The organism is Flavivirga algicola (assembly GCF_012910715.1).
In the GTDB taxonomy this organism is placed as follows: Bacteria; Bacteroidota; Bacteroidia; order Flavobacteriales; family Flavobacteriaceae; genus Flavivirga; species Flavivirga algicola.
Genome location: NZ_JABBHF010000002.1, coordinates 350667 through 375560 on the forward strand (window position 1 = coordinate 350667; position 24894 = coordinate 375560).

17 protein-coding genes are annotated in these 24894 nt (G+C 33.6%); 6 read left to right on the forward strand and 11 right to left on the reverse strand.

The window, feature by feature from the left end:
- Positions 1 to 27 precede the first annotated feature (27 nt).
- From HHX25_RS04470 to HHX25_RS04480, 3 genes are all read left to right on the forward strand, one after another.
- On the forward strand, positions 28 to 1035 hold the full coding sequence (locus HHX25_RS04470) for an SAM-dependent methyltransferase (RefSeq protein WP_169670579.1): 1008 nt from the start codon (positions 28 to 30) through the stop codon (positions 1033 to 1035).
- Positions 1036 to 1142: 107 nt separating this feature from the next.
- Entirely contained in the window at positions 1143 to 1751 is a 609-nt protein-coding gene (locus HHX25_RS04475) for an aspartyl/asparaginyl beta-hydroxylase domain-containing protein (RefSeq protein WP_169670581.1), read from the forward strand.
- Between the two features lie 92 nt (positions 1752 to 1843).
- Positions 1844 to 2143, forward strand: coding sequence for a DUF1905 domain-containing protein (locus HHX25_RS04480; RefSeq protein WP_317169061.1), 300 nt, complete (start codon positions 1844 to 1846; stop codon positions 2141 to 2143).
- 52 nt (positions 2144 to 2195) lie between these two features.
- Here the strand turns inward: HHX25_RS04480 and HHX25_RS04485 are convergent, their stop codons facing one another.
- From HHX25_RS04485 to HHX25_RS04520, 8 genes are all read right to left on the reverse strand, one after another.
- The gene (locus HHX25_RS04485) at positions 2196 to 5516 is read right to left on the reverse strand and encodes a VCBS repeat-containing protein (protein ID WP_169670583.1); all 3321 of its coding nucleotides are present in this window, start codon (positions 5514 to 5516) and stop codon (positions 2196 to 2198) included.
- Complete coding sequence (locus HHX25_RS04490) at positions 5506 to 5916, reverse strand: hypothetical protein (RefSeq protein ID WP_169670585.1); 411 nt, start codon at positions 5914 to 5916, stop codon at positions 5506 to 5508. Before HHX25_RS04490 ends, HHX25_RS04485 begins: the two co-directional genes overlap by 11 nt.
- Positions 5917 to 5970: 54 nt before the next feature.
- Positions 5971 to 6612 carry a DUF1349 domain-containing protein gene (locus tag HHX25_RS04495; RefSeq protein ID WP_169670587.1) on the reverse strand — a complete coding sequence of 214 codons (642 nt, stop codon included), beginning with the start codon at positions 6610 to 6612 and terminating at the stop codon, positions 5971 to 5973.
- Positions 6613 to 6730: 118 nt separating this feature from the next.
- Positions 6731 to 8467 carry a GH35 family beta-galactosidase gene (locus HHX25_RS04500; protein ID WP_169670589.1) on the reverse strand — a complete coding sequence of 579 codons (1737 nt, stop codon included), beginning with the start codon at positions 8465 to 8467 and terminating at the stop codon, positions 6731 to 6733.
- Positions 8468 to 8535: 68 nt separating this feature from the next.
- Positions 8536 to 11913, reverse strand: coding sequence for an FG-GAP-like repeat-containing protein (locus tag HHX25_RS04505; RefSeq protein ID WP_169670590.1), 3378 nt, complete (start codon positions 11911 to 11913; stop codon positions 8536 to 8538).
- Between the two features lie 110 nt (positions 11914 to 12023).
- Entirely contained in the window at positions 12024 to 13877 is a 1854-nt protein-coding gene (locus tag HHX25_RS04510; RefSeq protein WP_169670592.1) for a RagB/SusD family nutrient uptake outer membrane protein, read from the reverse strand.
- Between the two features lie 23 nt (positions 13878 to 13900).
- Positions 13901 to 17380: a TonB-dependent receptor gene (locus HHX25_RS04515; protein WP_169670595.1), complete on the reverse strand. Its 3480-nt coding sequence runs from the start codon at positions 17378 to 17380 to the stop codon at positions 13901 to 13903.
- A gap of 152 nt (positions 17381 to 17532) precedes the next feature.
- Positions 17533 to 18699, reverse strand: coding sequence for a FecR family protein (locus HHX25_RS04520; protein ID WP_169670597.1), 1167 nt, complete (start codon positions 18697 to 18699; stop codon positions 17533 to 17535).
- A 123-nt stretch (positions 18700 to 18822) separates the two neighbouring features.
- On the opposite strand from HHX25_RS04520, the gene HHX25_RS04525 reads away from it, so the two are divergent.
- Positions 18823 to 19416, forward strand: a complete 594-nt coding sequence (locus tag HHX25_RS04525; protein WP_169670599.1) for an RNA polymerase sigma factor — start codon at positions 18823 to 18825, stop codon at positions 19414 to 19416.
- Between the two features lie 242 nt (positions 19417 to 19658).
- Here HHX25_RS04525 and HHX25_RS04530 read toward each other — a convergent pair whose 3' ends face one another.
- Positions 19659 to 20489 (reverse strand): universal stress protein, encoded by an 831-nt coding sequence (locus HHX25_RS04530; protein WP_169670601.1) that lies wholly within the window; start codon positions 20487 to 20489, stop codon positions 19659 to 19661.
- Between the two features lie 83 nt (positions 20490 to 20572).
- The gene (gene hemN / locus HHX25_RS04535) at positions 20573 to 21937 is read right to left on the reverse strand and encodes an oxygen-independent coproporphyrinogen III oxidase (RefSeq protein WP_169670603.1); all 1365 of its coding nucleotides are present in this window, start codon (positions 21935 to 21937) and stop codon (positions 20573 to 20575) included.
- 122 nt (positions 21938 to 22059) lie between these two features.
- Between hemN and HHX25_RS04540 the strand changes: the two genes are divergently transcribed.
- Positions 22060 to 22683 (forward strand): YceI family protein, encoded by a 624-nt coding sequence (locus HHX25_RS04540; RefSeq protein WP_169670606.1) that lies wholly within the window; start codon positions 22060 to 22062, stop codon positions 22681 to 22683.
- 138 nt (positions 22684 to 22821) lie between these two features.
- Positions 22822 to 23421 carry a YdeI/OmpD-associated family protein gene (locus HHX25_RS04545; RefSeq protein WP_169670608.1) on the forward strand — a complete coding sequence of 200 codons (600 nt, stop codon included), beginning with the start codon at positions 22822 to 22824 and terminating at the stop codon, positions 23419 to 23421.
- Between the two features lie 426 nt (positions 23422 to 23847).
- Here HHX25_RS04545 and HHX25_RS04550 read toward each other — a convergent pair whose 3' ends face one another.
- The gene (locus HHX25_RS04550) at positions 23848 to 24852 is read right to left on the reverse strand and encodes a tetratricopeptide repeat protein (RefSeq protein ID WP_169670610.1); all 1005 of its coding nucleotides are present in this window, start codon (positions 24850 to 24852) and stop codon (positions 23848 to 23850) included.
- Between the last annotated feature and the right edge of the window lie 42 nt (positions 24853 to 24894).

Consider the following 24894-nt stretch of genomic DNA (forward strand, 5'->3'; position numbering starts at 1 on the left):
AATGAAATGAGAATTTAAATACCAACTATGACTAAAAAGAAATCGATTCTTGACATTAAAAAATTATCTTTTTCATTATTAAAAGAACCCTACAATCAAACTGAGATAGAAAAAAGTGTAAATGAAATCTATGTGCTTTTTCAGAAAATAACTGAGATTACTGACTTTGACACTAAAATAGAGTATTTAGCTGCTGTTCCTACCGCAAAAGGAAAAGCTTTAGGCTTGAATCACGCTGCCCAATGCCTATTAGATTATAAAAGAACCGTAAAGTTCTTGAAAGCTGTTGTTATGGCCATTCAAGAAAAACAAAAAGCCTATCCTGATGAGTTAATTAACATCTTTTATGCTGGATGTGGTCCTTATGCGCCATTTGTAACTTTAGTGGCTCCCCTTTTTAGTTCGAATAATGTACAATTCTCTCTATTAGAAATCAACAAAAACTCACTTGAATCTGCTAAAAAACTAATCGAGTCACTAGAACTGTCAAACTATATTAAAGCAACCTATTTAGCAGATGCTGTAACTTTTAAAGTTCCGAATCCTGATATTTTTCATATCTTAATAAGTGAAACTTTAGATGCTTTATTATATCGAGAATGTTATGTCCCTATCGTGTTTAATTTGCTTCCCCAATTTGATAAAAACATTGCTTTGATTCCCGAAAATGTCTGTTTGAATTTAACGTTCAAAAAAAACTCTTCGGAAGAAACAACTCATGCTACAGCTGGTTACCAAGAACATAAAGCAGGTAAAATTTTAGATGTACGTGAAGCAGTATCTAACCATAATAGCGGTACCAGTATTCCTTCTCATTTGCCCGACAAAGAATTTGATTTAAAATCGATGGGCGACTACCACAGTATTTTAATTGACACCGAAGTTCATATTCATAATAATATCAAGCTGTTTAGAGGTGAATCGTCTTTAACACTACCTTTTGAAATGACATTAGAGCCGCCTTTTAAGGACAACGCCATCATTTTCACCTATCATATGGAACATCATATAGAATTGAAATATAGACTTAATTAGAAAATTAACCAGTACCTGAACGTATACACTAAAATGATTAAAATAGTAGTATTGCTTAGCTTAATTGGCATACACATGTAATATCATCTATATCAAACAAAAACACTATGACACAGCAAGAGACACCAAAGACCAAAAACAATGATCGTATTAAATTGCCTTTCGTTTTCGATACTGCTAAAATGATTGCAGAATGTGACATTCTTAAACTGGAACAATTTGAATATTATAGTGTAATTCCACTACGGTCGCCTGCTCATATTGTAGACCCTTCATTACCTTTTCCACCACCAGCAGACGACTATGCCGATGGTTCCTGGACAGACTGGCTTGATACACCTCAACTACAAAAATCACCATATTTAATGAGCGTAATTGATTATTTTCGTAAAAATACGGAGGTCACTTTGGTTCGATTACTACGACTAGCTCCTGATTCTATGATAAAGGAGCATACAGACCCTACTTTGGCTCTTGAAATAGAGAAATCTGTTATTCGTTTAACAATTCCTATCCTTAATAATGATAAGGTGACATTTTACTTAAATGATACCCCAGTACCAATGCAACCTGGAGAATGCTGGTACTTAAGGCTTTCTGACCCACACAAGGTAACTAACCTAGGGGAAACAGAACGTATCAATTTAACCTTAGACATTGTACCTAATGCTTGGGTTCGAAAAATGATTGCGGACAGCCAAGTATCGATTGAATGAAACTATTAATGACTCATTAAAAAAACAATAAATAACTGGAATTCAATATAAGCATTGATAGTTATTTAATAATACAAGAATTTACAGAAAAAGTGGACGGTAAAATTAAATATGAATTTTCAGCTAAAATGTGGAAAGATGCCTCCTCTGGTGGTTGGTTTTTTGTTTCATTACCCCAGGTTATGTCGAAAGAAATAAGGAAAAATTTTGGGTGGCAAGAAGAAGGTTGGGGAAGAATGAAAACCCTTGCTCAAATTAGGGAATTTAAATGGGATACTGCTATTTGGTTTGACTCTAAAACAGGAGTCTACTTACTTCCAATTAAAGCAGAAATTAGAAAAAAATCAAAGCTTGAAATCAACGAAAAAATTGAAATAAACATTTGGATTTAAAATAAAAAACGTATTAAAACAAAGAGTTTGCTAAAAAAACAAGTATTTTCAATTACTTTTTTAAATCAAATAATTGGTGTTTCGCATTGTTATTTGCTACAAAAACACGTTTTGTATTTTCGGTTTTTAGCAAAAGTATTTTCCGTACATCTTTATCGGCAAAAAAACCAGTTTCTGTATTATTTATATAAGTAAAAATACCTTTTGAGTCTCCCTTATAGAATACGCCTTTACCAGCATCAGACCTTGTTGTTTCTATTTCTGGCATAAAATTATTTCCTGCCAAAAGGATATCTTTTTTTAAATCACCGTTCAAATCGTCAAACAATATAGAGTTTATAGGAGAAATTTGAGCTTCATTAGAAAAAGGCTTAAACAAAAAATGACCGTTTTCATTAATAAAAATACCAGATCTAAATTCGGTTGCCGTAAAATGTAAAGCAGTATTTAAATTTTTCCCAAAAAGGTCTTTTATTCCTGCATTAGCAAACGCATTATAGGTTGAAAATTTCTCTTCTAACATAGGTATTTGCTCCGTAGTACATGATTTTCCCCTAATAGGCACCTGAACGTCTTTATAATATTCAGCCAGAATAATATCTTCTATACCATTATTATCGTAATCATTAGTATACACATGAAATGGTTTACTCTCAGTAGCTTTGAATTTATAATTCAACCCTAGGTTACCTCCTATAATATCCTTGTCACCATCATTATCTACATCTGCAATTAATAACGTATTCCACCAGCCTTTTGCCGAGGAAAGTGCTTTATATGAATCATCTTTAATTAGTTTTCCGTTGGTATTGGTAAAAATTTCGATTCCCATCCACTCACCAGCTACTATTAAATCAATATCAGCGTCATGATCAATATCACTCCAAACAGCAGATGTTACCATGCCTATTTTCTCTAAACCAGGCGCCAATTCTTTTGTTTTAATTGTAAAGCGACCTTTATCATTTATTAGCAAATAACTAGTTGGCGCATAAGGATATTTTCCAGGAATGACTCTGCTACCTACAAAAAGATCCTGATCACCGTCATTATCGTAATCTGAAGCAACCACAACCGCCCCCGAAGACTTTAATGAAGGAAGTTTTGAATATGAACGCTTGAAAATACCTTTACCATTATTCAAATACAGTCTATCCTGTAATAATTCTGAATTCTCATCGAATTCATAACTTCCACTTACAACATACAAATCCATGTCATTGTCATTGTCAGCATCAAAAAAAGTAGCACTAACATCTTCATATTTGGCATCTTTAATAAAATCGGGGATATAGGCTTCTTTAAAGGTATTGTCGTTTTGGGTAATTAATAATTTCCCTGGTATGTTACCAGCACCTCCAATGTAAATATCTTCCAGAGCATCGTTATTGATATCTATTTTTGATACTGCAGGTCCTGTTTGTGATAGCTTATGAGGCAACAATAACTGTTTACTAAAATCATTAAACACGCTATCTACATGTGCATATGGTACAGGAATTTCTTCAAAAAAAGTACTTTGCGATTTCTTTTTGGCAATCGTAATATTATCCAGATTATAAACAACCTTGACTTCCTGATTCACATCAATATCTTTTAAATATTGCGTTTCTCCATTTGGCCAAAGAACTATAACCTTCTCTATTTTTTTATTGTTCTTTAAACCAAAATGTAATTTATGAGAAACCGAAGATAAAAACCCTCTGGATCCATTTACCTGACGTGTTTGTATATCTCCATTATCGTCCTCTATTTTAACTATAGCTCCAATGGCCTGCCTATTTTTTGAGGGCCCAATTAATGTAAATTGTAAATAATTATGCTTCGTTAATTCTCTGGAATTATTTTTTAAAATTGTTGCGTTATCCTCTAGGTTATTTACAACAATGTCTAAATCGCCATCATTGTCCAAATCTGCATATATAGCTCCATTAGAAAAACTCTCTTTCTCGTTAATCCAATCTCCTATTTTATTTTCAAAAGTAAGGTCCCCGTTATTTTTATAGATATAATTGGTTAACTTCTGTTGCGGTAATTTTTGAGTTAATGCCAGAATTTCTTTTCCTATCAATTCATTTTTATTTTCTTTTATATAAGCATCTATATCTTTGATTATATCTTTATTCGCTACATCTCTATATACTCCATTAGTAACATAAATGTCGTTAAAACCATCTAGATCAAAATCTGCAAATAGCGTCGACCAGCTCCAATCGGTTTTAGCAATTCCACTCATGTGAGCAATATCACTATAGGTTCCATTACCATTATTTAATTGCATGGTATTATGCATATACTGATAATAATAATCTTTTTTAACCATTTCGTTAAACGCTTCAATAGAGGTCATGGCCATGGTCGTTTTGGATCTAAAATAATCTTCTGGTGCCATATCCAGTACCATGATATCTTGCAATCCATCATTATTTATATCGGCTATATCGCTGCCCATACTATAATAGGATATGTGCTTAAATAAATGATCTCTGTTATCTGTAAAAGTACCATCTTGATTATTTATATACACAAAATCTGCCCCTACAAAATCATTGGAAACATAAATATCTGGCCAGGAATCATTATTAAGATCACCTATTTGTGCATTAAGTCCAAAGCCTAATTCTGGCAAAATTCCAGCTATCTTGGAAACATCTTTAAAATGTCCCTTACCATCATTATTATATAGCTTATCACTGCTTTTAAATGTTTTTGTTAGTGGGTGTTTTTGGACATTCTTTTGATCTAGTATTATGCCTGAAAGATCAAACCTGGCTGGTGCATTAGTAATGTATAAATCTAAATCACCGTCCTTGTCATAATCAAAAAAGGTTGATGCTATAGATCTATTGGCGTCATCTATTCCATATAATTTTGCTTCTTCTGTAAACGTTAAGTCTCCATTGTTTATATAAAGTTGGTTGGCTAATTTGGCATTATCTTCATACCACCCTGCTCTATTTAAATAAATGTCCAGATATCCATCATTATTGATATCTACGATAGTTACTCCTGTATTAAAACCGTCTGTTTTTGGGAGTCCTGATGCTACCGTAATATCTTCAAATTTAAAATCACCTTTATTTAAAAATATTTTATTTTGATGCAGGTTGGACACAAAAAACAAATCTTCTAAACCATCATTATTAAAATCGGCGGCGGCAACACCTGCACCAATATACATATATAGATATTTATAATAATATAAATCTTCTGATTCTACGATCTTATTTTTAAATTCAACGCTTGTTATTTCTGTAGGCATGGCAGAAAAAAGGTGGGTATTAGGTATGCTTTTTGATGTTTTTGAACATGACCAAAAAATCAAAAAACCCCATACTATTAATTTAGAAAAAAAAGAGTTACTATTCGCCATACACCTCTGGTTTAAAAGACAGCTTATTTATAAACACCCCATACATGTCATGAAAAACATAATCTATCGTTATATTGTTTTTCTTAAAAGCCTTAAAATTGGGGTTATTCTTTATCTCTTTTATTAATTTAGGACGGATATTTTGGTTTACAGAATCAAAATTAATTTCATTTTTATGGAGTCTGTACAGAGATTGATAGTATATAAAATTTTTATTGGAAATTGAACCAACACTATCTAATTTAGAAATTTGATCCAAAATAATTGGACATTTTCCATTTAAATTTTGAGCTACAGATTTTAATTGCTTTGCCACAGATTTAGGTTGCAGTACAAGTGAATTAAATAGATATATAATTATTGCCAGAGCACTAACTCCTATAATTACTCTTCTTTTCATTTATTTTTTTATAACAATTGCTTTTAAATATGAACTCATTTTGACTTAAAACCTTTATTCTTTGTTTTTGGTATAATTAATTTCTGAAAAAACAGAGGTTAATCCTTTGCCATGTGGTGACTGCGAAGAAAACCCAATTTTGATAGGGGCTTCTGAGTCTAGTCTGAAATAGCGAACATCGACCCACTTAGTATTATCTTCAGAATATGAAAAAACTATTTGTTTACCTTTTTTAGTAATTTTCATATACACCGATTTTCCATTCACATAGTCGGAGTAGGCATCATCAGAAATTTTATTAGTGACCACACTAACCATTCTGTTTTTGGTAGGTGATTCATTTTCAAAACAGAACTTGGCCCAATAGTCTTCATTAATATAGATTACTAAAGTTGCAGCTTCCCATCTGGATTTGTGCTCTGTAAAGGCTTTAGCGCTAAAAACAAAATCGTCATCTGGAGTAAATAAAAGCTTAGGTACATTACTCGTCTTAGAATTACCATGAGGCGCATAAAACATATCCGTATCTGGACCCGCTGTTATTGAGATTGTTCCTCCATCAACACTAAAATTATCAGGTTCTATTACCCACTCAAGTGCCTCTGGGATTCCTTCTATTTTAATGCCATTTTTAACTTCTTGAGAAATAACTTTACTAGAAACTATAAGTATTAATGATAAAAAAAAGTGTTTCATACGTTTTAGGATTATTTGTTTTTTTAAATTCTAGAATAATTGTTTCCTGAACATTTACTCTAATTACTTTATTATTTGTTACTACTTTTATTAATAGTAATTTAATACTATATAAAATTTACTTATAGGTATAAATTTCGGTTTCTTGGATTCCATAGCCTTCTACGGGCAGAAAAACGCCTCGTCCGCTATTGGTTTCATCGCCCCCCAACATTCTGCCTTTTTTCCATTTGCCATCCCTGTAAACATATTCACTGACTATGCCCAGTCCTGCTTTTTCATTATTTGAATTTTTGGGGCGAAAAGCTACAACCGCTCTACTTCCTAAAATTGTAAAAGTATTTTTTCCTGTTTTTAAAATTAGACCATGAGCCTCGTCTACTTTTATTTTTCCTCGTCTGGAATACAGTCTGGCCTTTACGTAATAATCATCCATCTCAAATTCAACAAATGGGTTGTCCCTATCTATTAGGAATGCCCTTATTTTATTTTTATCACCTTGACTTTCTAATATTTGAGGAGATAAATATTCTACTGCTCGATACATTTCTGTTAGCATTTGGTGCGCTTCTGGATCTAAACGATCAATCCCAAAGGGTGCAACACCTAACGTATTGTAATTACCAATGGCATAAAGCATGTATGCTACATATTCTGGTTTGTTCCACCAGGTTTCGGGCACAAACAGTGGGTCTCCCTGTTGCGTATAGCGGTCGCACCATTCAACAAAATTGCTCCCGTATATATCGGGGCTCATAAAATCGATATCTGGTGCAGCGGCTTTCCATACATCCATAACTCTTGGTAGCGGACCTCCTGTTGGGAACCCTCCTGGGTTTGGACGGTCTGGGTACTCCAGCCACGCATTAACAAACATGGGTAGATTATATGCCTCCTTTCCTTTTTTGGCAACATGGTTTATATAAGTTGCGTATTGCCATGATGTGAATACCAGATCTGTCCAGACACTTTCACCGAAAACTTCTGTCCAATTTCCTGATTTCTTGTACCCTGTTGAGGCCCACAAAGTATCTAATTCACCTACTAGAGTTTTTTTGTTCTTAATTAGGTAATCCATCAATTTTTGTGGCACGGGGTCATTAAATGCTCTTTCTGCCACTTTTGAACGGTCTCTGGAATCTCCAAGAATACCCACCTCGTTTTCTACCTGAACCATGATGACGGTCCTATGCTTGCTATCTACTTCTTTGATATGCTTCATAAGTGCCGCAAAAGCCTTGGCATCTGCCTTCAGGGCTTCTTCACTAAAGGTAGAGACCACTTCTACACTGCCTTTATCCTTTATCTTTGTTCTTGGAAATCTTATGTAGTCTTTCTTGAGCCATAGAGGCGCATAGCCCGACATACCATTTTTCCATGACCCGAACCACAAGGGGATTAGTTTTAGATTTTTTTCTCTGGCACCTTCAATCATGGCATCTACGACTGAAAAATCGAACTGGCCCTCTACAGGCTCTATCATCTGCCAAGAAACTGCTGCCAGAACGGTATTGACATTTAGATCTGTCATTTGCTGCCAAACGGAACCTTTATATGTCATGTCGTACGCTGTATCGTTACCTAGGCTACCATTTACCATGGCATAGACCTTTCTGGGTATGTAATTGTCTCCTGCAGACATTAGTTCCACACTGCCGCTAACAGAATTGGACAGTTCTCCAGCTAGCATAAGAAACGGTTTGTTATCGACAATAAGCTGTGTCTTATTGTTTCCCTTTTTAAGGTAAGGGATATGCTGCGCTTTTGTGGTAGTACAAAATGCTAGTAAAAAAGTGACATAAGCTATCTTGAACAAGCTCTTTTTTATTTTATTGATAAAATTAGGTATCATCATATTTTAGTATTTATCTTTTCTTTTATTAAACTGTTTTACACTTAGACACTTCATTATATATTAATAAATTATGGATTAATAGCTATAATCTCAAGAGCTTTGTTATTTTTCGCAACGATGATATTTTTACGTTTATTAATAGTAATCGTTTTAAGGTACTTCACTTCTCCGTTAATCATTAATCCACTTTCATTAGCTTTAATCGTCTTAAATTCGCCAGTAGGTTTTCCTTTTAAAAATATGCCGTAAGCAGCATCATTTCTAGGTGTTTCTACTTCTGAACCGTAAAGGTTTCCCGCCATTACAACATCTATTTTTCCATCATTATCTATATCATCTATTAAAATATCGTTAACTGAAGAAAATTGGATATCATTTTCCATTGGTTTTGATAAAAAACGCCCTCCTTTATTTTCAAACATCGTCGTTGCAAACGTATTAGATTTTAAATGTATTGATTTTTTTAGTTGATCTTCATTAAAAATATCATTTACTGTTGCTTTTCCAAAGGCATCATATGTAGGGTATTTTTCTTTTAAAAAGGGCATTTGTCTGGATGAACACTCTCGCCCCCTAACTGGTACCAGCTTTTTATCGTCATAATAGCTTAAAACGATATCATTACTTCCCGATTCATCAAAATCACTCGCATACACTTCAAAAGGCGCTTCATTGCTTGCCTTATATTTATAATTGAGTCCTAAATTACCTGCTAATATATCCTTGTCCCCATCATTATCCTTATCAAAAACAGCAAGACTGTACCACCAACCATGTGTATTTTTAAATCCGTATGCCGCTGTTTTTTCAACAAAATCTTTTCCTTTTATATTTTCGAATACGCGTATGGGCATCCACTCTCCCGTAACGACTAAATCTAAAAAACTATCATTATTAAGGTCTACCCATTCGGCATCTGTGACCATACCCAACTTTTGCCATGTACTATTTATTTCTCCTTCAATTTCATTAAACAAAAGTTTTCCATCTACACTATTATTCTGTAACAAGTAACTCTTTGTTGGTGCTGGGTATTTTCCAGGAACTTGCCTCCCCCCTATAAATAAATCTTTATCGCCATCATTATCATAGTCTACCGCTTTTATGCAAGAGCCACTTATTGCTATCTTTGGAAGTATGTTTAAAGCTTTTTTAAAGTTCCCTTTACCGTCGTTAACATAAAGTCTATCTTCTAGTAAGAGGGTCCCATCATCATATTCATTGCCACCACTTACCACATATAGATCTAAATCGTTATCATTATCTATATCTATAAATTCTGATGCTACATCCTCGTGACCCGATTCGTTATCCATCAAACCTGTATTAGTTTGCTTAAAAGTACCATTGTTGTTTTGTACATATATCACACCAGCCATTGTAGCCGCTCCACCTACATGAATATCATCCAGACCATCACCATTTATATCTCCAACAGCTAGAGAAGGACCTTCGTTAGACATTTTATGAGGCAATAGACTTTCTCTGGAAAAATCATCAAAATTATTCTCTTCATGCTCGTAATCCAATCCTTCAATAATCACTTTTGAAAAGATAGGCTTCGCTGATTTCACTTTTTCTTGTTTAGACTTGGCTGTGGCGTCTTTGTAATCCAAGGTTAACAATTGGTTGGCATCTACATTTTTTAAAACCTGATGTTTGTTATCTGGCCACAAGATCTCAACAGCTGCTTTTGATGACATTCCCAAACCAAAATGTAAATCTCTAGACATCGCGGACATAAAGCCTCTTGAAAAATATAATTCTTGAGTCTGTGTTTCTTTTGGTGTTGTTACAATAACTCGAGCGCCTATACCATCTCTATTTTTTGGAGTTCCTTTTAATCTAACTGACAAAGAATACCCAAGTCCTAGCTCTTTTGAATTATTTTTTAATATAAAAGCTTCGTCATCTGTATTATTCACAACAATCTCTAAATCGCCATCGTTATCTAAATCTGCATAAACCGCACCATTAGAACTTGTTAACATCTGGTCTCCCCAAACTTCGTTCATTTTAGAAAATTGAAGTCCATCTCTATTTTTAAAGAAAAAATTCTCTTTTTTTCTTGTTGGCATCTTTTCCAATACATCTGATATGTACTTTTTAGCTTCAAATTTTTTCTTATGGTGAATGGTATCTTGCTTCTTATTGACATAGTTTACAAAGTCGTTATTTCGGAAATCTCTTTTTATACCATTAGAAACAAATAGGTCTTTAAGACCGTCATTATCCATATCAAAAAACAATGGTGCCCAACTCCAATCTGTTCTTGATACACCTGCCAATTGCGCTATATTAGAAAAAATTGGTGTGTTGTTTTTGTTTAAATACCCCAAGTTTATTTGCAATGTGTTATACATATATTGATGGTGTAAACCAAGATCTACAGCTTCATGAAAACTCGCAGGATTCATACCACTCATACTCGTTTTTATATCATAATTGCTTTCTCCCATCATATCTACTGTCATAATATCCAACCAACCGTCATTGTTTATATCAGACATATCGTTACCCATGGCAAAAAAGGAAATATTATTAGTTGCTTCTAAAATTCTATCTGTAAAAGTGCCGTCCGTATTGTTCATGTATAAATGATCCTTACCCAAGTAATCATTAGAAACATATATATCTGGCCAAGTATCATTATTTACATCGCCAATAGCAATACCTAAACCATACTCCAAACGATTATGTATGATTCCTGCCTGCTTACTTACATCTGTAAAATAGTTATTATCATTTCGGAACAATCTATCATTAGAGACCGACCCATCCATAGTTAACAGTTCTGAGATGGCCTTGGTTGCAGGGTAGTTTGTTGGGTAATGATTTAATAAAAACATATCTAGATCACCATCTTTGTCATAATCAAAAAAAGTGGCTTGCGTAGAGCAATCAGATATATCCAATCCATATTTATTGGCTTGTTCTGAAAAGGTTGGTATTTTATATTCTGAAGTTGCACCTTTATTTATATAGAGCTTATTCTTTCTTTTTTCCTTGTCTTTATATTTTCCAGAATTAGAAATATAAATATCCATCCAGCCATCGTTATTTATATCTACAATGGTAACACCCCCCGAAAACCTTTGTCTATATAATATTCCTGAAAGTCTTGTTACATCTACAAACTTTAAATTTCCTTGATTTAGAAATAATTTATGCTGCTTTAAAGTAGATACAAAAAATAAGTCCTTTAACCCATCATTATTAAAATCGGCAACGGCTAAACCACTACCATTATAATAGTACTCATATTGCAGACCATTATATTTAATATCTTCATTTAATTCATTAGAAAAATCAATGCCTGTTTCTTCTTTAGAGAGTTTGGTGAAAATTGCTTCATTTTCTGAATCCAATCCAGTAAGCCGATATTTTTTTGTACAACCCAATAGGACTACAAACATAAATATGCAGATGTACTTATTCTTTTTCATCTAAAACTCATTTTCAACTTAGATTCTCAATTTATAATAAAGAAAGAAAACGACCCAAAGTCACTAAAAAAATGATATTGAGTCGTTTAATAAAAAACTAAACTAACGACTTATTCATATCCAGGGTTTTGAACCAAACTAGTATTGGCTTGTAACTCATCATTTGTAATTGGTAAAAAATAACTTTTATCCAGCCACAATCTATTTTCAAAACCTGGGTCAATAACTCCAGGCGTGTATGTATAATCATAATTATCTGTATCATATGCATATAGCGTAACATTTGCACCTGGTTTTAAAGTACCTGAAATGTTAATAATACCTGCTGGAGCTCCTATGGTTCCTTCAGCAATCATCCACCTTCTAGCATCATGGTATCTGTGTTCTTCATAAGATAATTCTACTTGACGCTCACGTCTATATGCTTCAACTAATTCTGTTCCTGTAGCTGTTATAGCGGGTAAACCAGCTCTATATCTTATTTGGTTCAACCAAGCTTTTGCCTCATCTTCATTTCCTGTTTCCATACAGGCTTCTGCATAATTAAATACAGCTTCAGTATATCTAAAAAATGGCCACGGTATCGATTGAAAATCTGTTTGGTCTACGTGTGTAGGATCAGGTTCTATAAATTTTCTAACATAATAACCTGTCCTGGTTCCGTTCCAATCCTCTATAGGCCCTTGTCTAGTATCTAATCCGAAATGGGTGGCAACAGCTCCATTACCATCTAATATCTCGTAAGTTCCTGTCTGTACTTGATTTGCTGGATCCCTGTCGGCCACATCTGGTGTTCTTGGTTTCCAATCCGCGCCATCATATAGCATCGTTGCGTAAAACCGCGCTTCTCTATCCTCGTATGGTTGACTACTATGATCAGGATTGTCCCAATCGAAATCCGAACCATCATCCATGGCGTAAGCATCTATAAGATTTTGAGTTGGCGTATTTCCTGCCCAATTATGATAGCCATTAGGACCATGGAATAAACCAAATCTTCTACCTCCCCAATTGCTTCCTGCAGCTTCAATAAATTGTCTTTCCCATAATATATCGGCTTCTCCTCCATTTCGAGCAGTAGACACATTCATGTAATTATCTTTTGCTTCATCAAAAGAAACAGGGCTTCCTAAACCAAACTTGTACCCACTGGTATAATCTAAAACTGCTTTTGATGCGTTTTTTGCTCTATCCCATCTTGTCTGTTGATCTCCCGATGTATAGCCCAATAAATCTTGATTGGCATAACCAGAAATTAAAGAAGAGTTTCCAGATGCCGTTGTAATATCGTGAAGATCACTTGCTGCATATAATAAGATGCGCGCTTTAAGAGACAATGCCGCTCCGGCAGTTGCTCTTCCCGACTCTAAATCTTTACCATCCAACAAATCAAAAGCTTCGTCACACTCTGCTACAATAAATTCTACACATTCTTCAAAAGTATTTCTTGAAATATTAAAATCGTCATCCAAAGTAAATGTCCTGTCTGCAATGGGGACTCCTCCATAAAATCGTACTAATTGATGATGGTAGTAAGCTCTTAAAAATTTCACTTCTCCCATCAACCGATCCCTTAAGTTATCGTTATTTATGTCTCCTCCTTCTAACCCTTCTATGGCTAAATTAGCATCTCTGATGGCAGCATACATGTTTGACCAACTATTTTCGCCCTTTATCCATCCAACATTAGCAGAGTTTGCACGAGACTCATTTACTACGTTTAGCCCCGATCCTGAATGTGTGTACAAAGATTCGTCTGTTGCAGAAGCTAACATCTCTGTACCATATCCTCCTTGGCCTAAACCAACATATACATTGGTAACTGCAGCTTCTGCTAAACCTGCGTCCGTCCATATACTAGATTCTGAAACCTCACTCAAAGGAGTAATATCAACAAAATCATCGTTGCAACTGGTTGTAAGAAATATTAAAACCAGAACGCATATAAAATTATAACTTTTCATATGTATATTTTTTAATTATTTATTTAAAATGTGATCGTAAACCCTGTATTAATTATTTTTGAATTAGGGTAATCTCTACCTGAATTATTAATACCTTCAGGGTCAAATGTTGTATTTGATATAGTAAATAAGTTAGAGCCACTTATATAAAACCTTAAATTGGTAATTCCCATTTTGCCAATAACTGCTTCAGGAAAGGTATAACCGAACTCCAAGTTTTTTAATCTTAAATAATTGGTATTTTCTAGCCAATATGTATTGCCTTGGCTAAAATATTGATCGGCTCTATTTGTAATTCTTGGGTGTACGGAACTAGGATTATTCACTGTCCATCTATTATTATAAGTACTTGTTGTAAAGTTACCTATAGTACCTGCTTCTGTAAATGCTAGAGGAATACTACCTCCTGTAGCTCCTTGAAAGAACAAGCTAAGATCAAAATTCCTATATCCTGCATTTATATTTAAACCACCAGTAAACGTTGGAGTAATATTTTTGTTGGTTCTAAACCTATCATCTGGTGTAATGGCTCCATCGTTATTATAATCTACAAACTTCATATCTCCAGGCCTCAGGTTATTTGTAAGTGCAGAATAATCCAATGTTTCTGCATCAATATCAGCTTGCGTAGCAAATACGCCATCATAGCCATAAACCAAGAAAGAATTAATACTATTTCCTGTCTGTCTTTGCCATAGAGGAGCGCCTTCTGCTTCATCATTAAATAATATTTTATTCTTAGCATAACCGCCATTTACACTAACACTATAGGTAAAATCTCCTATATTATCGCTATACCCTAAATAAAAATCAAACCCTTTGTTTTCTACTTCCCCAATGTTCTGCCTAGGTGGCGTAATACCACTTAAACTAGGTAAAGATGCAGAAGGCTGTGTTAGGATTTTAGACCTCTTATTAGAAAACACATCAAATTCTAAACTTAATTTATGATCTAAAAACTTTGCTTCGATACCTATGTTGACATTTCGCGCTATCTCCCAAGTTATAGCACTATTTGGCACCTTGGTTTCTGCTAGAGTTGTTACTTCACTATTATTAATGAAGTAAGAATTAAAACCATATGTCGCTAAATATTGATTTAACGGAAAATCTGAATCATCAAATTTATCATTTCCTAATTGCCCCCACGATCCTCTTAATTTTAAAAAGTTTATGAATGAACTATTCTCCAAGAAGCTCTCCTTAGTAAGCACCCACCCAGCAGAAACTCCTGGAAAAAATCCATATCTACTATTTTCAGGAAACAAATATGAACCATCATACCTCCATAAAAATTCTAATAAGTATTTTTCTTTATAATCATAGTTAACACGTCCAAAATAATTTAATCGTGCAGCTCTATCGGAGAATCCGCCATTATCTTTTTCCGCATCACCACCTGCAAACAAATCATCAATTACTGGTGATATAAAATATCTCCTAAAGGCATTGAATCCCTCAAATTCAGTGGTTTCTTTGTTAGTTCCTGCCAGAAAAGCAAAATTATGATCCCCAAAACCACGTGCATACTTTATATTGGCTCCTAGGAATATATTTAACGTATTTGCTGTACTTTGTGTCAGGTTAGGCTCTGGTGGCCCTTTTTGACCAGGTACTAATACTGGTAAACCATCCGCCCCTAAAGAAGTGCCGTCCCATCCGTATAAGGTCCATGGTGTTCTCCATACTTTTTGGTTACTAAAACTCTTATCAACGGCCACAGAACCTTGTACAGACAAACCTTCAACCCATGGAATATCTATATCTAAAACACCGTTAGTTTGCAGATAATCTCTTTTTTCCCTGTCGTATCCTGTAGCACTAGTGGTAATTACTACTGGTTGTTGCCCATTTTCAATATCTGGACCAGGAAGCCCGTTTGGCCAATAAGCCACTTCGGTAGGTCTACCTCTTGTTAACATTCTAAAAATATCATTGACATTTTCGGTTGGTAAATTCCTTATTTCTTCTCTCCCCATAACGCCTAAACTAAATTTAACGTGCTCACTAATTTTTGCATTTAAATTTAATCGTAAATCATATTGCTCGTAACCAGTTGCAGAATTTTTATAGATAGCATCTTGATTTAAATACCCTAAAGAAGTGTAATACTGAATATTTTCACTACCTCCAGACATTTGTATAGTATGCTTTTGTTGTGGTGCTGCATTTTTAAAAGTTTCATCAAACCAGTCGGTGTTAGGATGCCCCCAAGGATCTTGTCCATTTCCAAATAATTCTATGTCTTCAGGAGTCCAAGGTGCATTCACCACATTTCCTCCTGGTTGTGTATAAGATCCCGTAGAAGTAAAGCCATTATACGCTGGTTGCCATTCGGATGATGGTAGCTCATAAATTCTCAATTCATTAACTAATTCTGCATATTGCGCAGCATTGGCCATATCGGGGATTTGTGTTGGACTCGCCCATCCCTGATTAAATGAATAGGTTACTTTAGTTTTTCCTACTTTGCCTTTTTTGGTTGTTACGAGTATAACCCCATTTGCTGCTCTTGCTCCATAAATTGCGGCAGAGGCATCTTTTAATACAGATACATTTTCTATATCTGCAGGGTTTATTCTACCCAACCCGCCATCTCTATCAGGAATTCCATCTATAACTACTAAGGCACCAGAGTTGTTATACGTATTGGTTCCCCTAATTGTGATTTCAGCATCATCAAATCCTGGTTCTGCTCCAGCCTGTGTAACAAACAATCCTGAAACCCTACCAGCAAGTGTGTTTGTAAGGTTAACAGATGGCGATTTAACCAATTCTCTCCCCTTTACAGTTGCTACCGAACCCGTAACTGTTTCCCTTTTTTGCGTTCCATATCCAACAATAACGACTTCATCTAAAGCAGCAGAATCTGATTGCATTTTGATACTTAATTGGGTTTTGTCTCCTATTACAATTTCTTGTGTCGAATAGCCAACGTAAGAAATCACTAACGCAGGATTATCTCCCTTTAGTCTTATTGTAAAATTTCCATCAAAATCTGTTGTAACGCCATTGGCAGTTCCTTTTTCTACGATACTGGCTCCTGGTAGTGGTAGCCCTTGTTCATCAACAATGGTACCCTTAACTTCTATTTGCTGTTCGACTATAGAAACTTCATCTTCTGGTATAGCCTCTTTCTTAGATTTATACAGTAATATTTTTCGATTATCAATCTCAAAAGAAGTCTTTGTATTCTCAAATATTCGATTAAGGACACTGCTAATGTCTTCTTTTTGAGCATTAATTGATATTTTTCTCTCTAAGTTTACTACATTTGTCCTAAAAAGAAATTTAAATTTTGAATTAGCCTCAATTTCATCAATAACAGAGGAAATCGTAGCATTATTTAAATTTAGAGTGATCTTATTTTTTTGTGAATGCACAGTCGTGGTAGCTTGTAGTGACAGTGCAGTTGTTAAAAGAAAAAGAAGTGATAACTTCATTTTTAAATTAAGTTTGGTTCCCCAAGGTACAATAACATTGGGATTGAGTTGTTTTTTCATACTTCAAAAATATTTGTTTGGTAATTTGTTTTTGTAAATGAATTGCCTTATTTAGATTGAGGGATGTTGCTGCATTCCTCAATCTTTTTTATAATAAAACAATTAAGTAATAAAAAAAGGGTGAGTTTAATCCATATAGTTTAGTTATTTAATTAGTTAATTAAAATTTCATTGTTAATAATTTCATATTCTATTTCATATACTTTATTAAAGTAATTTAAAACCTGTTCTATAGATTCATTATCGACTTCAATACTCGCATTAAAATTCTCATTATCTATAAAATCTTCATTATTTATAGTAATCGAAACATTGTATAGACGCTCTAATCTTTTTACAATTTCTTTTAACGGTGTATTCCTAAAAACAACCGTTCCTTTCATCCAAGACGTATAAATAGATGTATTAACTTTTTTAGTTGTAATGCTTCTCTGCATTTTGTTAAAAGACCCTTTGAAACCTGGTTCTAGAACAACTTCGTTTTCTTTATAATCAAGTGTTTTTTGAGAATCCATACCTACACGCCCCTCTACCAAAACAACATCTATATTAGAGTCTTCTTGATAAGTTTGCACATTAAATTTCGTGCCTAAAACTTGTACGTTTAACTCTTTTGTATCTACAATAAAAGGATGAGATTTGTCTTTTGCCACATCAAAAAAAGCTTCTCCGTTTAGAAAAACTTGTCGATTAAATCCTTTAATGAATTTCACAGGGTATTTTATAGAACTACCAGAATTTAAAAAGACCGTTGTACCATCAGATAAAATTAAATCAAACCTTTTACCATAGGGCACTGTTAATTTATTATAAACCAACGCTTGAATATCATCGTCATTTTCATAAACTAATTTATTTCCATGCTGAGCCCCAACCACATTTCCATTGGCATCTACAACAGTTGAAGTACCGTCCTCTGAAATTACTTGAATATTTCCATTTTCAAGTTCAAGTGTTATTAACTCTTCTTTTGGGACAACGATATTATTCGTTTCTTGTTTTGAAAAAACATGTTGAAAAAAACATCCTAGACCAATAAAAAGAACTGATATAGCAGCATACTTAAATATTGATTTGACTCTTTTCCTATAAATATTTTTTTTATCTTTCCTTATTTCTTTAAGCAAGCGCGCTCTAATTTCACTGGGATCTGGGTTGTTCATACTAACAGTAATGGCGTAATGTGTCTTTATAAATTTATCGAAAATATGGTCATTAACAGAATCTGAAACCCAAGTATTAAGTGTATCCAACTCTTTACCATTGGCATACTTATTAATAAATTTAATCAATAAAGTCTTAACTTCAGGAGTAGTCATTAAATCTTATTTTCTTAATATAATACAAGACAAAATATCAATACCCTAACATTTTATTAAAAAAATTTTTAAATTCGCATTATTTCGCGAGTTATATTATCATTTTTCACATAGTTTTTAGTCATGGATTTAAAAGAAAATAAGACACTCATTAATGCCTTAAGAAAAGGAGAGGAAAAAGCATACATGTTTTTACTAGATACGTACCACAGAAGACTACATGCATATGCCTTAACCTTAGTAGATGATCACAGTTTAGCACAAGATATTGTCCAAAACGTTTTTCTAAGAACTTGGCAGCATCGCGAAAAGTTAAATCACAAATTTACTATTCAAAGTTTTCTTTATAAGTCTGTATACAATGAGTTTGTAAACACTTATAAAAAAGATAAAGCCATGATGCTTTTACAAATGAAATACTATGAATCCCTGCATCAAGAAGTGGAAAAAACAGACGAAAAAACACTTGAAGAAATAATACAATTAGTAACCAAAGAGGTAGAAAAGTTACCTCCTAAATGCAAACAAATTTTTTCACTTAGTAAAAAAGAAGGTCTTACGAATATTGAAATTTCTGAATATTTAAATGTCTCCATTAAGACAGTAGAAGCACATATTACTAAAGCTTTTACTATACTTAAAAACAAATTAGATGACAAAATAAAGATTTCTCTTTTTCTATTATTTGGTTTTCCTGTTTCAGAAAAACCTAATTAAACCCGCATTATACATTAGAAAATCTATTACAAATTGAAATCACTGCAAAATCTAACGTTTTACTGTATTTTTTAATGTAACCATAGCCGTGCTATGCTGAAATTAATAATACACTAGATTTTATTGCATTTTCAACCTTCATGACGAAGTTCTAATGCATAATACGGGTTAAAAAAAACAGACGACCTAAAATTAACCCCATTAGATCGCCTGTTCTCAAAAATAAATGGCTAACTATTAACTTAAATTTTAAACGTTATTACTGGTAGGGTTGAGTGATTAGCTACATCTTCCCCCACACTTCCCTGGAAAAAATGAGCCAAACCTTTTCTTCCATGTGTTGGAACAGCAATTAAATCTGCTCCTATTTTTATTGAAGCGTTTAAAATACCATCCTCAACAGTATAATCTGATGTATGATAAACAGCGTCCATTCTATCTAAATTTCCGTCTGCCTTCGTGAAAAAATTAACCGCTAATCGTTCTATTTCTAAAGAATTTCTAAACTTATCGTTTGGTAAATTCACATAAACCAAATACAACCTGGCCCCCATTTTCTCAAACATTTTAACTGCTCTTTGGTAAGCTTCAATAGATTCTTCTAAAAAATCGCAGGCATAAGCGATCACTTCAAAATTAATTTGAGGGAGATCATTCTTAACCACCAATACTGGAATATCTGCATGTCTTACAACACGCTCGGTATTAGAGCCTATAAAAAATTCTTTAACACCACTGGCGCCATGAGACCCCATGACAATAAGATCTGCATCGTACTTTTGCGCTATTTCATTAACTTCACTAAACACCTTAAAATGTTTAACAATCGGTATCACTTTTACATCTTTTAAATAATCTTTTTTAAGAAAATCCTCAAACCTTTGTTCTGCTAATTTTAAAAAATAAATTATTTTTTGAGGTTCCTCTCCACTAGCTGTAAGCATGACTTCAGACATTTCCAACATATGCAATGCTAATAATTCGGCATTGTTCTTTTTAGCTAATCTAGCAGCTGTTTTTAAAGCATACTCCGAATGTTCTGAGAAATCAATTGGTACAATAATCTTCTTCATAATTTTGTAGGTTTATATTTCCTCATAAGGAAAAAGTTAATTTTAAAAGACACTTGTTTCACTAAGCATCAAGGTCTTTTTAGTCAAACCGTCATTGAAAACAATTGGGTATCTGGTTGTTTTCTCTGCAGTAATAAATCGAAAGCCATGCAAATGTTTCTAACAAATGGCTGACCTTTTTTAGTCACCTCAATGGTATTTGAACCAATATTGAGTAATCCGTCAATTTTCATCTCCTGTAATCGGGAAACAACCTCTGATATCTCATCAAAATAAAGGCTATTTTGATCCCATGTTGTTTTAAAACGGCACATTAAATTAAGGATATGTTTTCTTATAATTAAGTCTTCTTCATTAAGAATATGTCCTCTGTAAACTGGTAAAATATTATTCTTTAATAAATCATAATAAGCCTCAATACTTTTAACATTCTGAGCAAACCCGTACCAACTATCACTAATTGATGATACGCCCAAACCAATCATTGCCTGAGTTTTTGAGGCTGTATACCCCATAAAGTTTCTATGTAAATTACCATTTACCATCGACTCATATAATGAATCTGTAGTTAATGCAAAATGATCCATTCCTATTTCTTTATAGCCAACTTCAAAAAGTAGTTGCTTACCTAATTCGTATTGCTGTCTTTTCAATTCGGCAGAAGGCAAATCGGAATCATTAAAACCACGTTGTCCATTACCTTTAATCCATGGTACATGGGCATAGCTGTAAAATGCCAATCTATCAGGCAATAATGCTTTTGTTTTTAAAATGGTTTCTTTTACATGGCCTAAAGTTTGAAAAGGCAGACCGAAAATTATATCATGCCCAACCGATGTATAACCAATAGCTCTGGCCATATCGGTAGCTTGCTTCACATGCTCAAAAGGCTGGATTCTATGAATCGCTTTTTGCACTGTTTCGTTGTAATCCTGAACACCATAACTTACCCGTCTGAAGCCAACATCATAAAGTGCCTGTAAATGCTCCCGAGTCGTATTATTAGGATGTCCCTCAAAACTAAATTCGTACTCACTAGCCAGAATTGCTTGTTTTAAAATGCCATTAATCAATAACTTTAAATTTTCAGGACTAAAAAAAGTTGGTGTACCACCACCTAAATGCAATTCTTTGATTATTGGTTTTTCATCAAATAATTCCAAATACAAATCCCATTCTTTCAAAACAGCATTTATATATGGAGACTCCACACCGTGCTGTTTTGTAATACGCTTATTGCATCCACAAAACGTACACAAACTTTCGCAATATGGTAAGTGAATATAAAGGCTTATGCCTTCTTTAGAATTACTTTCTTCAAAGGATTCTATTAAAGATGATTTCCATTTCTTTAAGGAAAAGGTCTCATTATTCCAGTAAGGAACCGTTGGATAACTCGTATAGCGAGGCCCTGCAATATTATACTTATTTACTAATGAATTTAACATACCTAACATTTACATTTCAAAAGTACAGTGTAGAGTGCTTTAAAAATATGATATATGTCATAGCGAATATTTGCAATTCGATTATTATTGCTTAATTTCACATCTCTAAAAAATTCAAAAAAATGAAAAAATTAATTGCCTTATTAGTACTTATTTCTTTAGGAACTACCGCTTGTAAACAAGAAAAAAAAGAAACTAAAACAGAAGCCCCTGCCCAGGTAGAAACTGCAGAAAAATTTGTAATAAAACCAGAAGCTACATCAGTAAAATGGACTGCTTACAAGACTACTGAAAAGAAGGCTGTAGGTGGCGAGTTTGCCACTCTAAATTTTGATAATAAAGAAGGAGCTACGGCTCAAGAAGCTCTAAATAATTTAAGTTTTTCGATTCCTGTTAGTAGCCTGTTTACTAAAGATGAAAGCCGTGATGCGAAATTAAAAGAGTTTTTCTTTGGTGCCATGTTAGATACTGAGTTTTTAAAAGGTACTATTAAGTATGCCAATAATGCCTGTGTTGCTTCAATTACCATGAATGGCGTTACTAATGATTTACCTTTAGAAGTTAACATAACCGATGAAAGACGTGTAAGTATGACTGGCACTATGAACCTTAAAGATTGGGATGCTTTAGGTGCTTTAGAATCGATAAACAAAGCATGTTTTGATTTGCACAAGGGACCTGATGGTGTGAGTAAAACATGGGAGGATGTTGCTATTGAAGTCAGTACTTTTCTTCGTAAAAATTAATACTAAAAAAATTATAATCAGTTTTAAAGCTGTCAGGGATATTTGTTATTATATTCTTGACAGCTTTTTCTTTTTTATTAACTTAGTCATCACATTAATTTAAATTATTGGCTGTTAAACAGGGTTTTAAGATAACAAATGAAAAAAATCTATTCCGTTGAAGAATACATTGAGGAACATGCACATTTTAGTGACGCATTAATCATGTTACGGGATATTATTAATACAACCGAATGTATTGAAACTGTAAAATGGAACGCTCCAGTTTATACTATAAATAATAAAAATGTTTTGGGTTTAGGAGCATTTAAAAATCATTTCGGTATTTGGTTTTTCAATGGCGTGTTTTTAAAAGATGAGCACAACTTACTTGTAAACGCTCAAGAAAATAAAACGAAAGCATTAAGACAAATGCGCTTTGAATCTATTTCTGAAATAGATAAACATACAGTCTTGGCTTACGTTAAGGAGTCTATTGAAAATCAGAAGTTGGGCAAAGAAATAAAACCAGATCGTAGTAAAAAAGAGACCGTTATTCCTAAAGAATTAAAGGAGTTATTAGCGAAAAATAAAAAAATAAAAAATAGTTTTGTGGCTTTGTCTCCTTACAAACAACGAGAATATTGCGACTATATAGGTAGTGCAAAGCGAGAAGCAACAAAACAAAAGCGTCTAGAAAAAATCATTCCTATGATTTCTCAAAAGATCGGTTTAAATGATAAGTACAAAAACTGTTAAGGGTCTTCATTACAAGAAATCTCAGGAACCTCATCACAGTTTTAGTTCTTTTTGATACAGGCAAGGTATGACTTGATAAATTGACTCGCGGAAAAGAGGCCTTTCCTAAAATTAGATTGGACTTTTAAGGATATACCCAAAATTTATATAACCTTTTACCCAATAGTCATAATTAACAAGATAAAGGCTATACTAAACGGGCTATTAATTCGAAGAAATTTAATTCCTTTTTTCTAATACCGCTCATAATAAAAAGAGGGGGCTAAAAAGTGGCATTCAGAATGCCTGCCTACTGGACGAGCAGGAAATGAAGAATCTCTCATAATTTTAATGTTATGGTTTACATATTAATAATATTCTCCGCTCCACTCTGGATGACAAAATAAATTACTTTTTAGCCCTCCTCTTTATTATTTTTTGATAACATTAAAAGGAATGCTCTTCTAGGCTTTCTTCTACTTCAAGTAATTTAGGATGGTTTGGATCAATTTGAGCACCTTCTTTATAAAATTTCTTTGCGTTTTCTATATCACCACTATCCAAGTAAAAACGACTTAAAATAGCATAATTTAATGCTGATTTTTCGATCTCAACACATTTTGTCATAATTTTTATTGCTCCTTCAAAATCCCCCCTACTAGCTGGAAAACCACTATATCCTCTCATGCCATCAGTATATTTGGGATCTACCAAAAAAGACAATTGAAAAAAAGTTTCCCCTCTGTCCCAATAATCTCTAGTAGCTTGAGAAATCATTCCCAAATTATTATAGGGATTCGGATTTGTGTAATCTGCTTGTATAGCCTCATAAAACTTTTCGGCTGCAGCTTCAAAATCGCCTTCTCCAAATAATGCATTTCCTTCTTGTTTTATTTGTTCAGAAAGCTGACGGTCCGTTTTATTTTTAACAATTTTTAAAGCTTTAAAATTATCGGCAATGGGCACTAGTTTCTCATTATCTTTTTCAACATGAAACAATACAATTGGCATGTCTTCAAATCCCGTATGATTTTCTTCAAATCTGAAATTATTTGTTGCATCTAAAAACAAAACACCCTCATGTTCACTAAAAGGTCCTTTTTCTGCTCCCTTACCTATATAAGCAAAAGGAATAAGGCCGTTACTATCCCAAAACCAAAAATTACTATCATTTTCCAAAGAGCTTAAATCTTCCTTTAGTATCTTATCATATCCATCAACCCAAATCATATCGAGTGAACCAAATTTATTACCACTCAGTTCACAGGTGTGGATTGCCAATCGGGTACGTAAGGGCTTGCTCATTGATAAGTAATCAAAAATAAAAATAGGCATAGCATCCTGTAATTCTAGCTCTTTATTTGTCCCAGCTAGATTAATTTGGTGTATCCCAATATGCTTACGTATTTCTTCTATTCCTTTTACTTCCTTTATTTCTCCTATTTCTTTCATTTCTTTTATTTATTAGGGTTTGTTACTGCTAATTTACACGAT